The sequence below is a fragment of the Gulbenkiania mobilis genome (assembly GCA_004346645.1).
In the GTDB taxonomy this organism is placed as follows: domain Bacteria; phylum Pseudomonadota; class Gammaproteobacteria; order Burkholderiales; family Chromobacteriaceae; genus Gulbenkiania; species Gulbenkiania mobilis.
The window spans coordinates 25381-40349 of the sequence record SMDA01000008.1 but is presented as its reverse complement, the minus strand read 5'-3'; the positions used below and the strand labels follow the sequence as shown (position 1 = coordinate 40349).

Annotated in this window: 12 protein-coding genes; 6 read left to right on the top strand and 6 right to left on the bottom strand. The window is 63.6% G+C overall.

Going from position 1 to position 14969, the window contains the following annotated elements:
- Positions 1 to 19: 19 nt before the first annotated feature.
- From EV669_RS11575 to EV669_RS11565, 3 genes are all read right to left on the bottom strand, one after another.
- Positions 20 to 1582, bottom strand: a complete 1563-nt coding sequence (locus EV669_RS11575; RefSeq protein ID WP_132098765.1) for a methyl-accepting chemotaxis protein — start codon at positions 1580 to 1582, stop codon at positions 20 to 22.
- A 508-nt stretch (positions 1583 to 2090) separates the two neighbouring features.
- Positions 2091 to 2795 (bottom strand): glutathione S-transferase N-terminal domain-containing protein, encoded by a 705-nt coding sequence (locus EV669_RS11570; RefSeq protein ID WP_055434408.1) that lies wholly within the window; start codon positions 2793 to 2795, stop codon positions 2091 to 2093.
- A 127-nt stretch (positions 2796 to 2922) separates the two neighbouring features.
- Positions 2923 to 3195: a hypothetical protein gene (locus tag EV669_RS11565; protein WP_132098764.1), complete on the bottom strand. Its 273-nt coding sequence runs from the start codon at positions 3193 to 3195 to the stop codon at positions 2923 to 2925.
- 556 nt (positions 3196 to 3751) lie between these two features.
- Here EV669_RS11565 and EV669_RS11560 point away from each other — a divergent pair.
- The gene (locus tag EV669_RS11560) at positions 3752 to 4153 is read left to right on the top strand and encodes a hypothetical protein (RefSeq protein WP_054285364.1); all 402 of its coding nucleotides are present in this window, start codon (positions 3752 to 3754) and stop codon (positions 4151 to 4153) included.
- A gap of 209 nt (positions 4154 to 4362) precedes the next feature.
- Here the strand turns inward: EV669_RS11560 and EV669_RS11555 are convergent, their stop codons facing one another.
- Complete coding sequence (locus tag EV669_RS11555; protein WP_055434407.1) at positions 4363 to 7179, bottom strand: valine--tRNA ligase; 2817 nt, start codon at positions 7177 to 7179, stop codon at positions 4363 to 4365.
- Between the two features lie 180 nt (positions 7180 to 7359).
- On the opposite strand from EV669_RS11555, the gene EV669_RS11550 reads away from it, so the two are divergent.
- On the top strand, positions 7360 to 8586 hold the full coding sequence (locus EV669_RS11550) for a diguanylate cyclase (RefSeq protein ID WP_132098763.1): 1227 nt from the start codon (positions 7360 to 7362) through the stop codon (positions 8584 to 8586).
- Positions 8587 to 8695: 109 nt separating this feature from the next.
- Here EV669_RS11550 and EV669_RS11545 read toward each other — a convergent pair whose 3' ends face one another.
- Both EV669_RS11545 and EV669_RS11540 read right to left on the bottom strand, forming a co-directional pair.
- Positions 8696 to 9895, bottom strand: a complete 1200-nt coding sequence (locus EV669_RS11545; RefSeq protein ID WP_132098762.1) for an MFS transporter — start codon at positions 9893 to 9895, stop codon at positions 8696 to 8698.
- Positions 9896 to 9951: 56 nt separating this feature from the next.
- Positions 9952 to 10782 (bottom strand): SDR family oxidoreductase, encoded by an 831-nt coding sequence (locus EV669_RS11540; RefSeq protein WP_132098761.1) that lies wholly within the window; start codon positions 10780 to 10782, stop codon positions 9952 to 9954.
- Positions 10783 to 10922: 140 nt separating this feature from the next.
- Between EV669_RS11540 and EV669_RS11535 the strand changes: the two genes are divergently transcribed.
- From EV669_RS11535 to dxs, 4 genes are all read left to right on the top strand, one after another.
- Positions 10923 to 11891 (top strand): TerC family protein, encoded by a 969-nt coding sequence (locus tag EV669_RS11535; protein WP_054285368.1) that lies wholly within the window; start codon positions 10923 to 10925, stop codon positions 11889 to 11891.
- Between the two features lie 95 nt (positions 11892 to 11986).
- Positions 11987 to 12220 (top strand): exodeoxyribonuclease VII small subunit, encoded by a 234-nt coding sequence (xseB, locus tag EV669_RS11530; RefSeq protein WP_054285369.1) that lies wholly within the window; start codon positions 11987 to 11989, stop codon positions 12218 to 12220.
- Entirely contained in the window at positions 12210 to 13106 is an 897-nt protein-coding gene (locus EV669_RS11525; RefSeq protein WP_132098760.1) for a polyprenyl synthetase family protein, read from the top strand. Before xseB ends, EV669_RS11525 begins: the two co-directional genes overlap by 11 nt.
- Positions 13107 to 13121: 15 nt before the next feature.
- A complete protein-coding gene (gene dxs, locus EV669_RS11520) occupies positions 13122 to 14969 on the top strand; it encodes a 1-deoxy-D-xylulose-5-phosphate synthase (RefSeq protein ID WP_054285371.1) in 1848 nt (615 codons plus the stop codon).

The window sequence follows — 14969 nt, the reverse complement described above, 5'->3', positions numbered from 1 at the left end:
TGCGGGCTGGCCGCTGCGATCACAGCGTGAACTGGCGCACCACACCGCCCAACGCCGTCGCTTTTTCTTCCAGGCTGGCCACGCCCTGCAGCGACTCCTCGGCAGCGATGCGGTTGCTGTCGGCGGTGCGGCTGACCGACTCCACATTACCGGCCAAGTGCTGGGAAGCGCTGGCCTGCTCGCGCACCGCATCCGAGATGTCGCTCATCCGCTGCACGATGCCCTCGATCTGGGTGATGAAGCCGCGCAGGGTGTCCTGCGCCTCGGCCGCGCGCGACACGCTACCGTCCACATGCTCCACTGCCTCGCGCATGCTGCTGGTGGCATGGGCCGAATCGGCCTGAATGGAGTTGACCATGCCGCCGATCTCCACCGTGGCGTTGGCAGTGCGCTCGGACAGCTTGCGCACTTCGTCCGCCACCACGGCAAAACCACGCCCCTGCTCGCCGGCCCGGGCCGCCTCGATGGCAGCATTCAGCGCCAGCAGGTTGGTCTGATCGGCAATGTCCTTGATAACGGCCACGATCTTGTTGATGGCATTGGCGCGGCTGTCCAGCTCGTCGAGCTTGCCGGCCAGCTCGGTCACTTCCTTCTGCACGTCGTGCATGCCGCCCACGGCCTGTTCGATCAGCTCCACCGTGGCCTGGGTGCGATCCTCGAACGACGACATCAGCTGGCTGGCATCGTTGGACACATCCGATACATGCGCGATGCTGACCGCCATCTCTTCCACGGCGGCAGCGCTTTCGCGCACGTCCTCGGCCTGGGCACGTGAACGTTCGACCACCCCGCCTACCAGGGTGTTCAGATGCTGCGATACTTGCTCCACCGAAGTGGATTCGCGCTGCACCTCCAGCAGACGCTCGCGCAGGGCACCCATGAAGGTATTGAACGACGCCGCGATGCGGCCCACTTCATCGTCGGTGGTGACCGGCAGCGTGCGCGTCAGGTTCCAGTCTCCCCCTGCCAGACGCTGCAGCGCGCCGTTGAGGTCGTTGACCGGGCGTACGATGCGGGCGGCCACGAAAGCAGCAACCAGTTGCGACACCACCAGGAGCAGCACGCCAAAACCCAGCGTCTGCCACAGTACCCGCTGACGCGCGGCATCCACCTGCTCCAGCGAGATGTCAACGCCAATCACGTACACCTGCCCGGTGACGGACTGAAAGGGCACGAACACCGAGCGGAACAGGCCATACTCTCCTTTGTACTCCTCGAAGTGCACCGTACGGTCGCGCAGCGCGGCCGCAAGACCGCTGGGCACTTCCTTGTACTCGGTGAGATACCAGTTCTCGTAATGGCCGGACTTCACCTCCTCCGGGCTGGCCGAGGAGGCGGTGTAGAGCACCTTGCCGTCGCGTGCGATGGTGGAGTACACATACGCCAGGCCGGAATCGTGAACGAAAGCGGTCAGGCGACGGGTGGTGGACAGCTTGTTCGGATCATCCGCCGCCAGCCGGTCATGGAACCCCTCCCCCACCATCCGCTGCGTGGCATGTGCGGCGGTCAGCAGCTTCTGGTCTACACCCTTCATTTCCGACTCCACCACCAGCCGGTACGCCTCGAAGGCGTAGAACGCCACGATCAGCAGACTGACCAGAACGAATGCCGCCGACAGTTTGGCGCGCAGCCCCTATCCTTTTTGTGTTGCCATGTGCTCTTTCCAAGGAAGCGCCCCGCACCCGGTTCTCTCCCGAGAAGCGGGTCCCGTGTCGGGGCGGCAATGCGGTGTGATTATGATAAGGAGAGTGATTATACGCGGCGTTATCACTACGCAAATTGCACATTTACGTCATGTTCTGACGTAAAAACTCAGTCATTTTTAAAATCCTCTCTCAAATCAGCCCGTTCCGCTTACAAGCTGGCAGAAGATTTCAAAGTGCTTAAAAGTGCATCCGTACCGCCCGTAGCGACTGCCCCCAGCAAGCGCCCACGGCAGAGAAACTAAGGCACTGGGTTGAGTGGGTGCAGGAATAAGGCTCAGCCGGAGCAGAATTTTCTCCAGCCCCTACAACGGCTTTTTGCGGGGCATTTCCAGAGAAAAAGGAAACGGCACCCCAAAGGTGCCGTTGGGTCCTTGCGGTTTTGGCTCAGTCCGCTGCTGGAATCTCCAGCCCGCGCGCCACCGCCGGACGGGCGACAAAGGCGCCCAGGACCCGCCGCACTTCGGCAAAGTCATCGAAGCCCACCAGATCTCCAGCCTCGTAGAAGCCCACCAGGTTGCGCACCCAGGGCAGGATGGCGATGTCGGCGATGGTGTAGTCGCGTCCCATGATCCAGTCGCGTCCTTTCAAGCGGCCTTCCAGTACCGACAGCAGACGGCGGGATTCGGCCACGTAGCGGTCGCGCGGGCGTTTGTCCTCGTACGCCTTGCCGGCAAACTTGTGGAAGAAGCCCAGTTGGCCGAACATCGGGCCCACCCCACCCATCTGGAACATTAGCCACTGCAGCGTTTCGTAGCGCGCGGCCGGCTCCTCCGGCAGGAAGCGGCCCGTCTTGTCCGCCAGGTACAGCAGGATGGCACCGGATTCGAACAGCGCCAGCGGGCGGCCACCTGGGCCGTCCGGATCAAGAATGGCGGGGATCTTGTTGTTGGGATTGAGCGAGAGAAACTCCGGGGTCAGCTGGTCGCCGGTATCGAAGCTGACCCGATGGGCCTCATAGGGCAGCCCGGTTTCTTCCAGCATGATGGATACTTTCACCCCGTTGGGAGTGGGCAGCGAGTACAGCTGCAGCCGGTCCGGATGCCGGGCGGGCCACTTGCGGGTGATGGGGAAGGCGGACAAGTCGGTCATCATGGGCTCCGTGCGTGTGGGCAACCCGCGCATTGTGCCGCGAAGCCCTGTCAGAGGGCCATGTGTCGCAGCGCTCCTTACGAACTGCGTCATCCGCCGGCGATTGGCCGGCTTCGGCCAACCTTGCTCAGATCAGCCAGGCCAGCAGTTCCAGCCCCACCCAGTTGGCGGCGATCAATCCCAGGGCGCACAGCAGCACCGTTTCGCCCGCGCGCCGGCGCACGGCGGAGACCATCAGCCAGCCATACGCCAGCGAAGCAGCCATGCATACCGCCATCTCACCCCATGCGCCGGCCGCATATCCGCCCGGCAAACGCCCCAGCCACTCCACCAGCCCCACTGTCAGCAGGTTGAGGGCAGCAAGAAACCCCAGCAGACGGGAGGAAGACGGTATCTTCATGGAAACGATCCTGCAGTCAAAGGTCACAGGGTACGCCGTCGGATCGCGGTGGGCCACCGGTTCTGTCTGGGGGGCGCTGAATGAGGGCTTTAGGAAGAAAGCGCTCCTTTGCAGGAAGAGATTCTTGGGCCAGCCTGGAAACAGCCGCCAGTTAAGAGGGCTGGAGAGAAGATACGCAGCGCTTGGCCCTTGCCGAGCAGCGCCCGACGCCGCCAGGTCTGTCAGGCTGTGTGACGGGCGCTACCGGAACGCACGTGCGTCAATGTCACGCCCTCTCCTACCCCCAAGGCTGGGCCCCGCTCCACTCCCTGCCTGTCTGTCTGGGCCCGGCATTGAACACAACCCACCTCCTCGCCTCTTGTCCCATGCGTCTGCCTTACGAAAAGGGTAGGCACATCCAGTCTCCTGCACCAGCCAGGGGCTTACGCTGTCATACCGGTACACGCAGAAGCCTAGAAATGACGAAGTGCTAATCCTTTGAGCAGCCCTTACAATACGACAGCTTTTAAAGGCAGGAGCCACCTCGGTGGCGCAATGAATTCTCGAAAGGTCAGGCATGAAGAAATACATCGTTTTGGCGGCAATCTTGGCAGGCTTGAGCGCATCGGCCTCTGCCGGCTGCACCTTCCAGTGGTACCACTATGGCGAGCCCGCGGTATTCAACCTCATCAAGAATGAGATTGGTGAGAAGGTGACGGACCTCTACTGTGCCAAATACAACAAGACCAGCGAGATCGTGATCATTACCAATGAATACTCCGACACCGAACGCACCTTGGTTCACGTGATTGCGGGGCTGCGCAAGCGCGGCAGCAACGCCATACCGCAAAGCCGGCGAACGGCCTACCAATTTGAAAATGGCAATTTTGTCCTCGGCAAGGGCTACCAGATGTCTGCCAAGCTGGCCCTGGACATGGTGATGGACGTGATGTCTTCGCTTGATAAGTTTGCACCTTAACGACCGAACCTTTACGAGGCGGCCCTGCCTTCCAATCCAGAGAGGCAGGCAGCGCTTGTCCGTGAGGGGCAAGGTCGGCTGCAATGCGTTCATGCCCAAGGCTGACCGATGGGTGGATGCCTTGCGACACCTCGGCCTGGCACACTCGGCCACTTCTGCCACTTCCAAATAAAAACCCCGCCTTGCGGCGGGGTTTTTCCTTTCCAGGCTCAGCCCAACTTCGCCAGCTGCACCCTGATCTTGTCCAGCTTGTCGTTCAGTTCGGCCAGCTGCGCCTTATCGCGCTCCACCAGATGCGCCGGTGCCTTGTCGATGTAGCCCGGCTTCTCAAGCTTGGCAGTGAGCTTGGCAAGCTCCGCCTCCGCTTTGCCCTGCTCCTTGGTCAAACGGGCGGTTTCGGCAGCCTTGTCCACCTCCACCTTCAGCATCAGGCGCGCATCACCGCTGATGGCTACCGGCGCGTCGTCGGCCGGCAGTGTGGCCACCAACGTACCTTCGGACACGCGCGCCAGCAGCTTGAGGTAAGGCACGAAGTCGGCCACGGAGTCATCGCTGGTCTCGATGAACAGCGGGGCCTTCACTGCAGGGCCGATGCCCATTTCGCCGCGCAGGTTGCGCACAGCGTTGACCATGTCCTTGAATGCGGCCATGCGTGCATTGGCGGCCTCGTCGATCTTCTCCGGGGCGGCCACCGGCCAAGCGGCAAGCATCAGGCTCTCGGTACGCTTGGCATTGGCCAGCGGAGCCACGGTCTGCCACAGTTCTTCGGTGATGAAGGGCATCAGCGGGTGGGTAAGGCGCAGGGCCACCTCCAGCACGCGCACCAGCGTGCGGCGGGTGGCGCGTTGCTGGGCTTCGCTGCCGTTTTGCAGCTGAACCTTGGCCAGCTCCACATACCAGTCGCAGTACTCGTTCCAGATGAACTCGTACACCACCTGGGCCGCGATGTCGAAACGGTAGGTGTCCAGTGCGTGAGTAACGTCGGCCTCGGCCTTCTGCAGCAGGCCGATAATCCACTTGTCTACGAAGCTGTATTCCAGCGGCAGGGTTTCGTCCTGGCCGCAGTCCTTGCCTTCCACGTTCATCATCACGAAACGGGTGGCATTCCACAGCTTGTTGCAGAAGTTGCGGTAGCCCTCGGCGCGCTTGAAGTCGAAGTTGACCGAACGGCCCAGGCTGGCGTAGCTGGCCATGGTGAAGCGCAGGGCGTCGGTGCCGTAAGCGGGAATACCCTCGGGGAAAAGCTTCTCGGTGGCCTTGGCGATGGCGGGCGCCTTTTCGGGACGGCGCAGGCCAGTAGTACGCTTTTCCACCAGCTTCTGCAGGTCGATGCCGTCGATCAGGTCCACCGGATCGATGACGTTACCTTCAGACTTGGACATCTTCTTGCCTTCGTGATCGCGTACGATGCCGTGGATGTACACGTCGCGGAAGGGCACCTTGCCGGTGAAGTGGGTGGTCATCATGATCATGCGCGCCACCCAGAAGAAGATGATCTCGTAGCCGGTGACCAGTACGCTGGAGGGCACAAAGGCCTCCAGCTCGGCGGTCTTGGCCGGCCAGCCCAAGGTGGAGAACGGCACTAGCGCGGAGCTGAACCAAGTATCCAGCACATCGTCGTCGCGGCGCAGCGTCTTGCCCGGCGCACGCGCCTGGGCTTCCTCCAGGCTTCGGCCAACGTAGACGTTGCCGTCCTCGTCGTACCACGCCGGAATCTGGTGGCCCCACCATAACTGCCGGCTAATGCACCAGTCCTGGATGTTGTTCATCCACTGGTTGTAGGTGTTAACCCAGTTTTCAGGGATGAAGCGCACTTGGCCGGACTCTACCGCGTCAATGGCTTTCTGCGCGATAGTTTTGCCGGTGGCGTCACCCTCGCCCACCTTGCTCATGGCCACGAACCACTGGTCGGTCAGGAGCGGCTCGATCACCGAGCCGGTGCGGTCGCCGCGCGGCACCATCAGCTTGTGCGGCTTTGTTTCCAGAAGCAGGCCCTGCGCTTCCAGGTCCTTTAGCATCACCTTGCGTGCCTCGGCGGTGGACAGGCCAGCGTAGGCTGCCGGCAGATCGATTGCGCCCTGCGCGGTGCCATCAAAGCTGAACACTTGTGCCCGCGGCAGAATGGTGGCTTCCAGGCTCATCACGTTGATGAGCTGGGTGTTGTGACGCTTGCCGACCTGGTAGTCGTTGAAGTCGTGGGCCGGGGTGATCTTGACGAAGCCCGTACCGAATGCCTTGTCCACGTACTCGTCGGCAATGACCGGGATGGTGCGTCCGGTCAGCGGCAACTCCAGCTGCTTGCCCACCAGATGGGTGTAGCGCTCGTCGTCGGGGTTGACCGCCACCGCCACGTCGCCCAGCAGGGTTTCCGGTCGGGTGGTGGCCACGGTGACGAACTCGTCGCTGCCTACCACCGGATACTTGATGTGCCACATGAAGCCGTCCTCCTCCTCGGAAACGACCTCGAGGTCGGAGACGGCGGTGCCCAGTTTCGGGTCCCAGTTCACCAAGCGCTTGCCGCGGTAGATCAGGCCCTGCTCATAGAGACGTACGAACACCTCGGTCACGATGCCGGCGCGGGTGTCGTCCATGGTGAAGTACTCGCGCTCCCAGTCCACCGAGCAACCCACGCGACGCATCTGGCTGGTGATGGTGCCGCCGGACTTCTCCTTCCACTCCCACACCTTGCCGATGAAGGCGTCACGCCCCAGGTCGTGCCGGCTGGTGCCCTGCTCGGCCAACTGGCGCTCCACCACGATCTGCGTGGCAATGCCGGCATGGTCAGTGCCTGGCACCCACAGGGTATTCTCGCCCTTCATGCGGTGGTAGCGGGTCAGGCCGTCCATGATCGTCTGGTTGAAGGCGTGCCCCATGTGCAGGGTGCCGGTGACGTTGGGCGGCGGCAACTGGATGCAGAAGGCGGCGCGGGTGGCGTCCATGTTCGGCTTGAAGTAGCCGGCCTGTTCCCAGTGGTCGTACCAGCGGCGTTCGATGTCGCCCGGTTCAAAGCTCTTGGCAAGTTCCATGATGCGTTTTTTGAATGTTCTGGCAGAAAAATGATGCGATTATAGCGCATCGGCCCGCCTTCGCCGCCGCCGTCCTTGCTAACGTTTGGCAGCGCGCGCGTCACGCGTTAAGCTGGCGCCTTTGCTCTAACAAACCGGCCTGCATGCCAGCGCCGCGCCCCTGGATACCGGAACGCACCCATGCCCGTCAGAAAACGTGCCCTCGTCATCGAAGACAGTGCCTCACTGCTGCGCCCCCTGTGCCGCATGGTGGAAGAACAGGGCTTCGAGGCCATCCCCGCCATGTCGCTGGCCGAAGTGCGGCAGGCGCTCGAGGATTATCCGGTGTTTTCGGTGGCAGTGGCCGACTACTGCCTGCCGGATGCAACCCACGGGGAAACGCTGCCGGTACTGTTCGCGCGGCAGATCCCCACCATCGTGCTGACAGCGCTGAACGACCGCCAGACGCGCGAGGACATCCTCAAGATGCCGGTGGTGGACTACATCCCCAAGGACAGCCCCGCCTCGCTGGACTACCTGGCCCGGCTGCTCAAGCGGGTGGACCGCAACCCGGAAATCAAAGTGCTGGTGGTGGACGATTCGCACGCGGCGCAGCAGCTGCTGTGCGACTATCTGGAGCGGCACCTTTACACCACCGTGACCGCCAGCAGCGCCGAGGAGGCCCTGCAGATTCTGCGCCGCGACGGCGACATCCGGCTGGTGCTGGCGGATTACGGCATGCCGGGCATGGACGGCATGCAGTTGACCAGCGCCATCCGGCGCCTCACCGGCCACAACCGGCTGGCGATCGTCGGCATTTCGGTGCAGGAAGACCCGACCATGACCGCGCGCTTCCTCAAAGCGGGGGCGGATGACTACCTGCAAAAACCCTTCAGCTTCGAGGAATTCATCTGCCGCATCACGCGCAACGTAGAGTTCATCGAAAACCTGATGACGCTGGAGCATATCGCCCATGCCGACCCACTGACGGGGCTCTCCAACCGTCGTCACTTCTTCGAGGAAGTGCAGCACATGCGTGGTGCGCTGGGTATCGGCATCCTCGACATCGACCATTTCAAGGTGATCAACGACACCTTCGGCCACGATGTGGGCGACGGTGTCATCTGCCATGTAGCCGACACCTTGCGGCGCTACTTCCCGCATGCGCTGGTAGCGCGCTTCGGGGGCGAGGAGTTCGTGGTGGTGATGCGCCGCGACACCGCGCATCCGCTGGCGCAGCGGCTGGAGGAGCTGCGACAGGACATCGCCGGGCAGACGCTGTTCCATGACAAGGGCGACCTGCGTTACACCGTCAGCGTGGGCATGGCTGCCGGCGTGGACAAGGATGTGCGCGAACTGCTGAAGCTGGCGGACGAGCGGCTCTACAAGGCCAAGCAGACAGGGCGCAACCGCGTCTGCGCCGCCTAGCCCGCCACTGCGCTCACCTCTTCGGCCAACCCTGACAAGGTTGGCCGAAGCGCTTTTAGGAACCGGGCGCCACGCAGCCTGATGACGGGGAACAGCCCGGCCCTGGCTGTCAGGCGGCTGGAGCCGCCAGCGTCCCCAGCCGTTTCACCTGGCTCGCGGCCACGAGGCAGCTGAGCCCGCCCAGCACCAAGACCCAACGGGTGTCCAGCAGCGACAGCACTCCGCCCAGCAGCGATACCACCACGCTTGCGGCACAGAACGCCGTAGAGAGCACGCCCATCACCCCGCCCTGCCCCAATGAGGCAAAACGCTCCGAACACCAAGCGGGCAGAACCGCGTTGTAAAGCGCGATCGGCAGCCCCATCAGCACAATCACTGCCTCGCCCGCCATGCCAGGCAGCAGCGCCAGCGCCAGCGCCAGCATGCCCACTCCCAGAAAAACCGCATGCAGCTGCGCGCCCCGAAGCGGCGGCTGCAGGCGCAAGCGACCGGCCCCCATACTGGCCAGTGTCATCAGCGTGCACATCAGCGCGGTGAGCGTTGCGATGCCCAGGCTGCTACGTCCGGAGAACTCCACCAGCCAGAGCGGATAGAAGTCGTAGAAGGCGTTCAGCCCCAGCGTGAACACCGCCTGCACCACGAACACTTGTCGCAGTGTGGGATGCAGGGCCACCAGCCGGAAACTGTGATGTGTCGCCACCGCCGGCCACAGCGTGCCGGCCACGGCATGCGGCCGGGCAGTTTCGGGCATGAAATACCATACCAGCAGCGCGCAGGCGAGCATGGCCCCGGCCGTCAGCCAGAAGGGCACGGCGGCGCCAAAGCCGAGCGTGAATCCACCCACCATGGGCCCGACCAGCCATCCCAGGGAGAAAGCGGCATTCAGCAGCGCAAAATGGCGCACCCTGTCGGTCGGGGCGGACTGGTCGGCCAGGATGGCGCGCGCCACGGCGGCATTGCTCTCGGTGAGCCCGGTCAAAAAGCGCGCCAGCACGAAGAGCGGATACAGCCGTGCCTCCAGCGCCAGCGCTGTCACGCCATAGCCTGCACAGGTGAACAGCAGCGTCGCCAGCATCACCCGGCGCCGGCCGTAGCGGTCGGACAAGGCACCGGTGAAACTGGTGCCGACCAGGATGCCCAGCGGGTTGACCGCCAGCGCCACCCCAAGCAGCAGTTTGGGCGGCAGGCCCATGAACTGTGTAAAGCCGTCGGGTGCGCCGGCCACGAACAGGGGCGCGAGAATGGGATACGGCAGGGCAATGCCCACTGTACTCAGCAGCGCGACGGCACACACCAGGAACAACGTCATGCGGGGATGTGGAGCAGCCGGTATACCCTGTGGACGCGAAGACGGGTCCATCCGGCTCAGGCCGCCCGCTGCAGCACGGCATCCAGCCAGCGCGTGGGCAGAAGGCGCTTGAGCCACCAGAACACCCGGGTGGGGAGCGTGACCCGGTAGCGTGCCGCCGGGCGCGGCGCCTCCAGTGCGCGCACCACCGCCTGCAATACTGCCTCGGGCGGCAGGGTAAAGGGCGCGGCCTCGCCCTCCTTCTGCAGCCGCTCCAACTGCCGGCGGTAGGCCTCCCGGTGCACGCTGTGCTCCACTGGCACGGCGGCCAGGAACTTCACCAGGGCATTGGGGCGGAAGCGGCTAAGAATCGGACCGGGCTCCACCAGCGACACCCAGATGCCGCTGCCCGCCAGCTCGAGCCGCAAAGTATCGCACAGCCCCTCCATGGCGTACTTGCTCGCGTTGTAGGCACCGCGGTACTTCATCGCGGCAAACCCCAATACCGAGCTGTTGAATATCACCCGGCCCCGTCCTTGGCGCCGCATGACCGGCAGTACCGCCGCCGTCAGCTCCCACGCACCGAAGAGGTTGGTCTCGAACTGGGCGCGCAGCGCATCGCGGGGCAAGTCTTCTGCCGCGCCGGGTTGGCCGAAGCCCGCGTTGTTGAAAAGCGCATCCAGCGTTCCGCCCGTGCGCTCCAGCACCCTGTCCAACGCCATGCGGATCGAGGTGCTGTCGTCCACATCCAGCTGCAGCGCCTCCAGCCCTTCGGCCTCCAGGCGTGCCACATCCTCAGGCTTGCGGCAGCTGGCGAACACGCGCCAGCCCCGCGCCTTCAACCCGTGCGCTACGCAATGGCCGATGCCGCTGGAACAACCCGTGATGAGAATGGTTTTTTCTTTCATACTATTGGGAACCCTTGAAACGGGCTGGCAGTCGTAGCCCGGTTGTCTAAAATGCCCGGCAACGCTTACCCGGTTATCATGAATGCAGGCTGCATCCCGACAGCAGCCCAACCTTACATCTACTCAGGAGTCTCATCACGATGCAGCCGGATGTACCGTCCATCGGTTCACCCTTTTTCTACGGCGTGTTTTTCGTCGCCGTGCTGGCCATGATCGCCGTCGACATGGTCGCCCTCAACCGCAAGGGTGCCCACAAGGTGGGCGTGAAGGAAGCCCTGTCCTGGTCGCTGGTGTGGGTAGGCGTCGCCATCGCCTTCGCCGGCTGGCTGTGGTGGACGCTGGCCGGCGATCCGGCTTTCGGTCCGGTGGTCGCGCGGCAGAAAGTGCTGGAGTTCTTCACCGGCTACGTGATCGAGAAATCGCTGGCGGTGGACAATATCTTCGTCTTCCTGATGATTTTCGCCTATTTCAAGGTGCCGGCCGAATACCAGCGGCGCGTGCTGCTCTACGGCGTATTCGGTGCCATCCTGCTGCGCGCGCTGATGGTGGCCATCGGCGCAGTGCTTGTGGCCAAGTTCTCCTGGGTGCTGTACCTCTTTGGCGCCTTTCTGGTCTTTACCGGCGTGAAGATGCTGATGCCGGAAAAGGACGAGGAAACCGATTTCGGCAGCAATCCGCTGTTACGCTTCGTGCGCAACCATCTGCGCATGACCGACAGTTTCCACGGCGAGCAGTTTTTCGTGGTCCGCGACGGTCTGCGCTACGCCACACCGATGTTCCTGGTGCTGGTGATGATCGAGCTGTCGGACGTAATCTTTGCGGTGGACAGCATTCCGGCGATCTTTGCCGTCACCACCGACCCCTTCATCGTGCTCACGTCCAACATCTTCGCCATCCTGGGTCTGCGGGCGATGTACTTCCTGTTGGCCGACGTGGCCGACCGCTTCCACCTGCTCAAGTACGGACTGGCCCTGGTACTGACCTTCATCGGCGTGAAGATGCTGCTGGTCAAGGTGTTCCACGTACCGGTAACTGTGTCGCTGGCGGTGGTGTTCGCCGTGATCGGCGGCTCGGTGATCGCCTCGCTGGTCTTCCCAAAAAAGGCCTGAGCCCGCAGCGCGACCGGCCCGCGCCGGTCGCGCTGACATCCGCCCTGCAAACCCTTAAAATGGGCGCCGGACGCACCCACCCGTAAGGAACAGGCATGGCCAAACCTGCCAAGACGGCAGCGACTTTCGAAAGCTCGCTTGCCCAGCTCGAAGACATCATCCAGGCAATGGAAAGCGGCGACATGCCGCTGGAAGCCGCGCTCGCCTCCTACAAGCAGGGCATCGAACTTGTGAAGTTCTGCCAAGGCCGCCTGGCCGATGCCGAGCAGCAGCTAAAGATTCTGGAAAACAACGAACTCGTGCCGCTGGACCTGCCCAATGGCCCGTGACGCCTTCGCTAGCTGGATGGCCGGCATCCAGCACACCGTGGAAGCCGCACTGGACACGGCCCTGCCCGATCCTTCCCATGCGCCGCAGAAGCTGCATCACGCCATGCGTTACGTAACGCTGGGTGGGGGCAAACGCGTGCGCCCCCTGCTGGTGTTCGCCGCCGGCGAGCTGGTTTCGGCCAACCCCGAACACTTGGCACGCATCGCCGCCGCCGTGGAAATGGTCCACGTCTACTCACTGGTGCACGACGACATGCCCTGCATGGACGATGACGTCCTGCGTCGCGGCAAGCCCACCTGTCATGTGGAGTATGACGAAGCCACCGCCCTCTTGGTGGGCGATGCGCTGCAGACACTGGCCTTCGACCTGCTGTCGCGCCCGATGGTCGGGCTGGCGCCGGCGCGGCAGCTGGCGCTGGTTTCCCTCCTAGCCAGCGCCGCAGGGCACGCCGGCATGGCAGGCGGCCAGGCCATCGACCTAGCCAGCGTGGGCACTGCCCTGTCGCTGCCCGAGCTGGAATTCATGCATCTGCTCAAGACCGGCGCCCTGATCCGTGCTTCAGTCCTTATGGGTGCCGGGGCCGGTGCGCCGCTCCTGAACACCGAAACCGAGAAGCTGGACCATTTCGCCAAGCGCATCGGCCTTGCCTTCCAGGTGGTGGACGATGTGCTCGACGTGGCGGCGGACACCGCCACGCTCGGAAAAACGGCCGGCAAGGACGCGGCCAACGACAAACCTACCTACGTCAGCCTGATGGGGCTGGCGGAGGCCCGCCGTTTTGCGCGCGAACTGCGCGACGACGCCTTTGCCGCGCTTGACGGCTTCGGCGCCCGGGCGGACCGTCTCAAGGAACTGGCCGACTACATCGTCGCCCGCTCGTTCTGAGGATTCACCAACACAATGACGTCCCTGCTCGACACCATCGACACCCCGGCCGACCTGCGCAGGCTTTCGCGCGCGCAGCTGCCACAGCTCACCCGTGAGCTGCGCAACTTTCTGGTCGAGTCGGTCAGCAAGACCGGCGGCCACTTTGCCTCCAACCTCGGCAGCATCGAGCTGACAGTGGCGCTGCACTACGTATTCAACACGCCGGAAGACCGGCTGGTGTGGGACGTGGGCCACCAGACATATCCGCACAAGATCCTGACGGGTCGTCGCGAGCGCATGCATACCATGCGCCAGAAGGGCGGGCTGGCCGGCTTCCCTAAACGTGAAGAGTCGCTCTACGACACCTTCGGCGTTGGCCACTCGTCCACCAGCATCGGCGCTGCGCTCGGCATGGCCGTTGCCGCCAAGGCACAGGGCATCGACCGCAAGTGCGTGGCCATCATTGGCGACGGCGCCATGACTGCCGGCCAGGCCTTCGAGGCCCTCAACAACGCCGGCGCGATGGATACCGACCTCTTGGTAATCCTCAACGACAACGACATGTCGATCTCGCCCAACGTGGGCGCCCTCAACAACTACCTCGCCAAGCTGATGTCCGGCCGTTTTTACGCGGCGGTGCGCGAGGGCGGCAACCGGGTGCTGGGCATCGCGCCGCCGCTGCGCGAGATCGCCAGCAAGATGGAGGAGCACGTCAAGGGCTTCTTCACGCCGGGTACGCTGTTCGAGGAGTTCGGCTTCAACTACATCGGCCCGATCGACGGCCATGACATCGACGTGCTGGTCGATACGCTGCGTAACATCCGCACCCTGAAGGGTCCGCAGTTTCTGCATGTAGTGACCCGCAAGGGGCAGGGTTACAAGCTGGCCGAGAACGACCCGATCGCCTATCACGGCGTCACCAAGTTCGACCCGGTCAACGGGTTGTCGGGAAGCAAGGGGGGCGGCAAGCCCAGCTACACGCAGATCTTCGGCGACTGGCTGTGCGACATGGCTCGGCTGGACAGGCGGCTGGTGGGCATTACCCCGGCCATGCGGGAAGGCTCGGGGATGGTACGCTTCGAAAAGGAGCATCCGGACCGTTACTTCGACGTCGCCATTGCCGAGCAACACGCGGTGACCTTCGCCGCGGGGCTGGCCTGTGACGGCATGAAGCCGGTGGTGGCGATTTACTCCACCTTTCTGCAGCGCGCCTACGACCAGCTGATTCACGATGTGGCGATCCAGAACCTTCCGGTGGTGTTCGCCATCGACCGCGCAGGGCTCGTGGGTGCCGATGGCCCCACTCATGCAGGCGCCTTTGATCTTTCCTTCCTGCGTTGCATTCCCAACATGACGGTCATGGCCCCCTCGGACGAGAACGAATGTCGGCAGATGCTGTACACCGCCTTCACGCTCGACACGCCCACGGCGGTGCGTTATCCGCGCGGCACCGGTCCTGGTGCCCCCATCCTGGAAGCGATGTCGGCCTTGCCGGTGGGCAAGGGGCATATCCGCCGCCAGGGTGCCGGCCGGGTGGCCATTCTCGCCTTCGGCAGCATGGTCGCCCCTGCGCTGGCGGCGGCTCCGGCCTTCGATGCTACGGTGGCCGACATGCGCTTCGTGAAACCGCTGGATGCCGAGCTGGTGCGCACGCTGGCCTCAAGCCATGACCTGCTCGTCACCGTGGAAGAAAACGTCGTGATGGGTGGGGCAGGCTCGGCCTGCATCGAAGCGTTGGCCGAAGCCGGCCTCCAAGTACCGGTGCTGCAGCTTGGCCTGCCGGACCACTTCGTCGAGCACGGCGACCCGGCCCTGCTGCTAGCCGAATGCGGACTGGACGCGGCCGGCCTGGAGCAGTCCATCCGCAACCGGCTGGGGTGA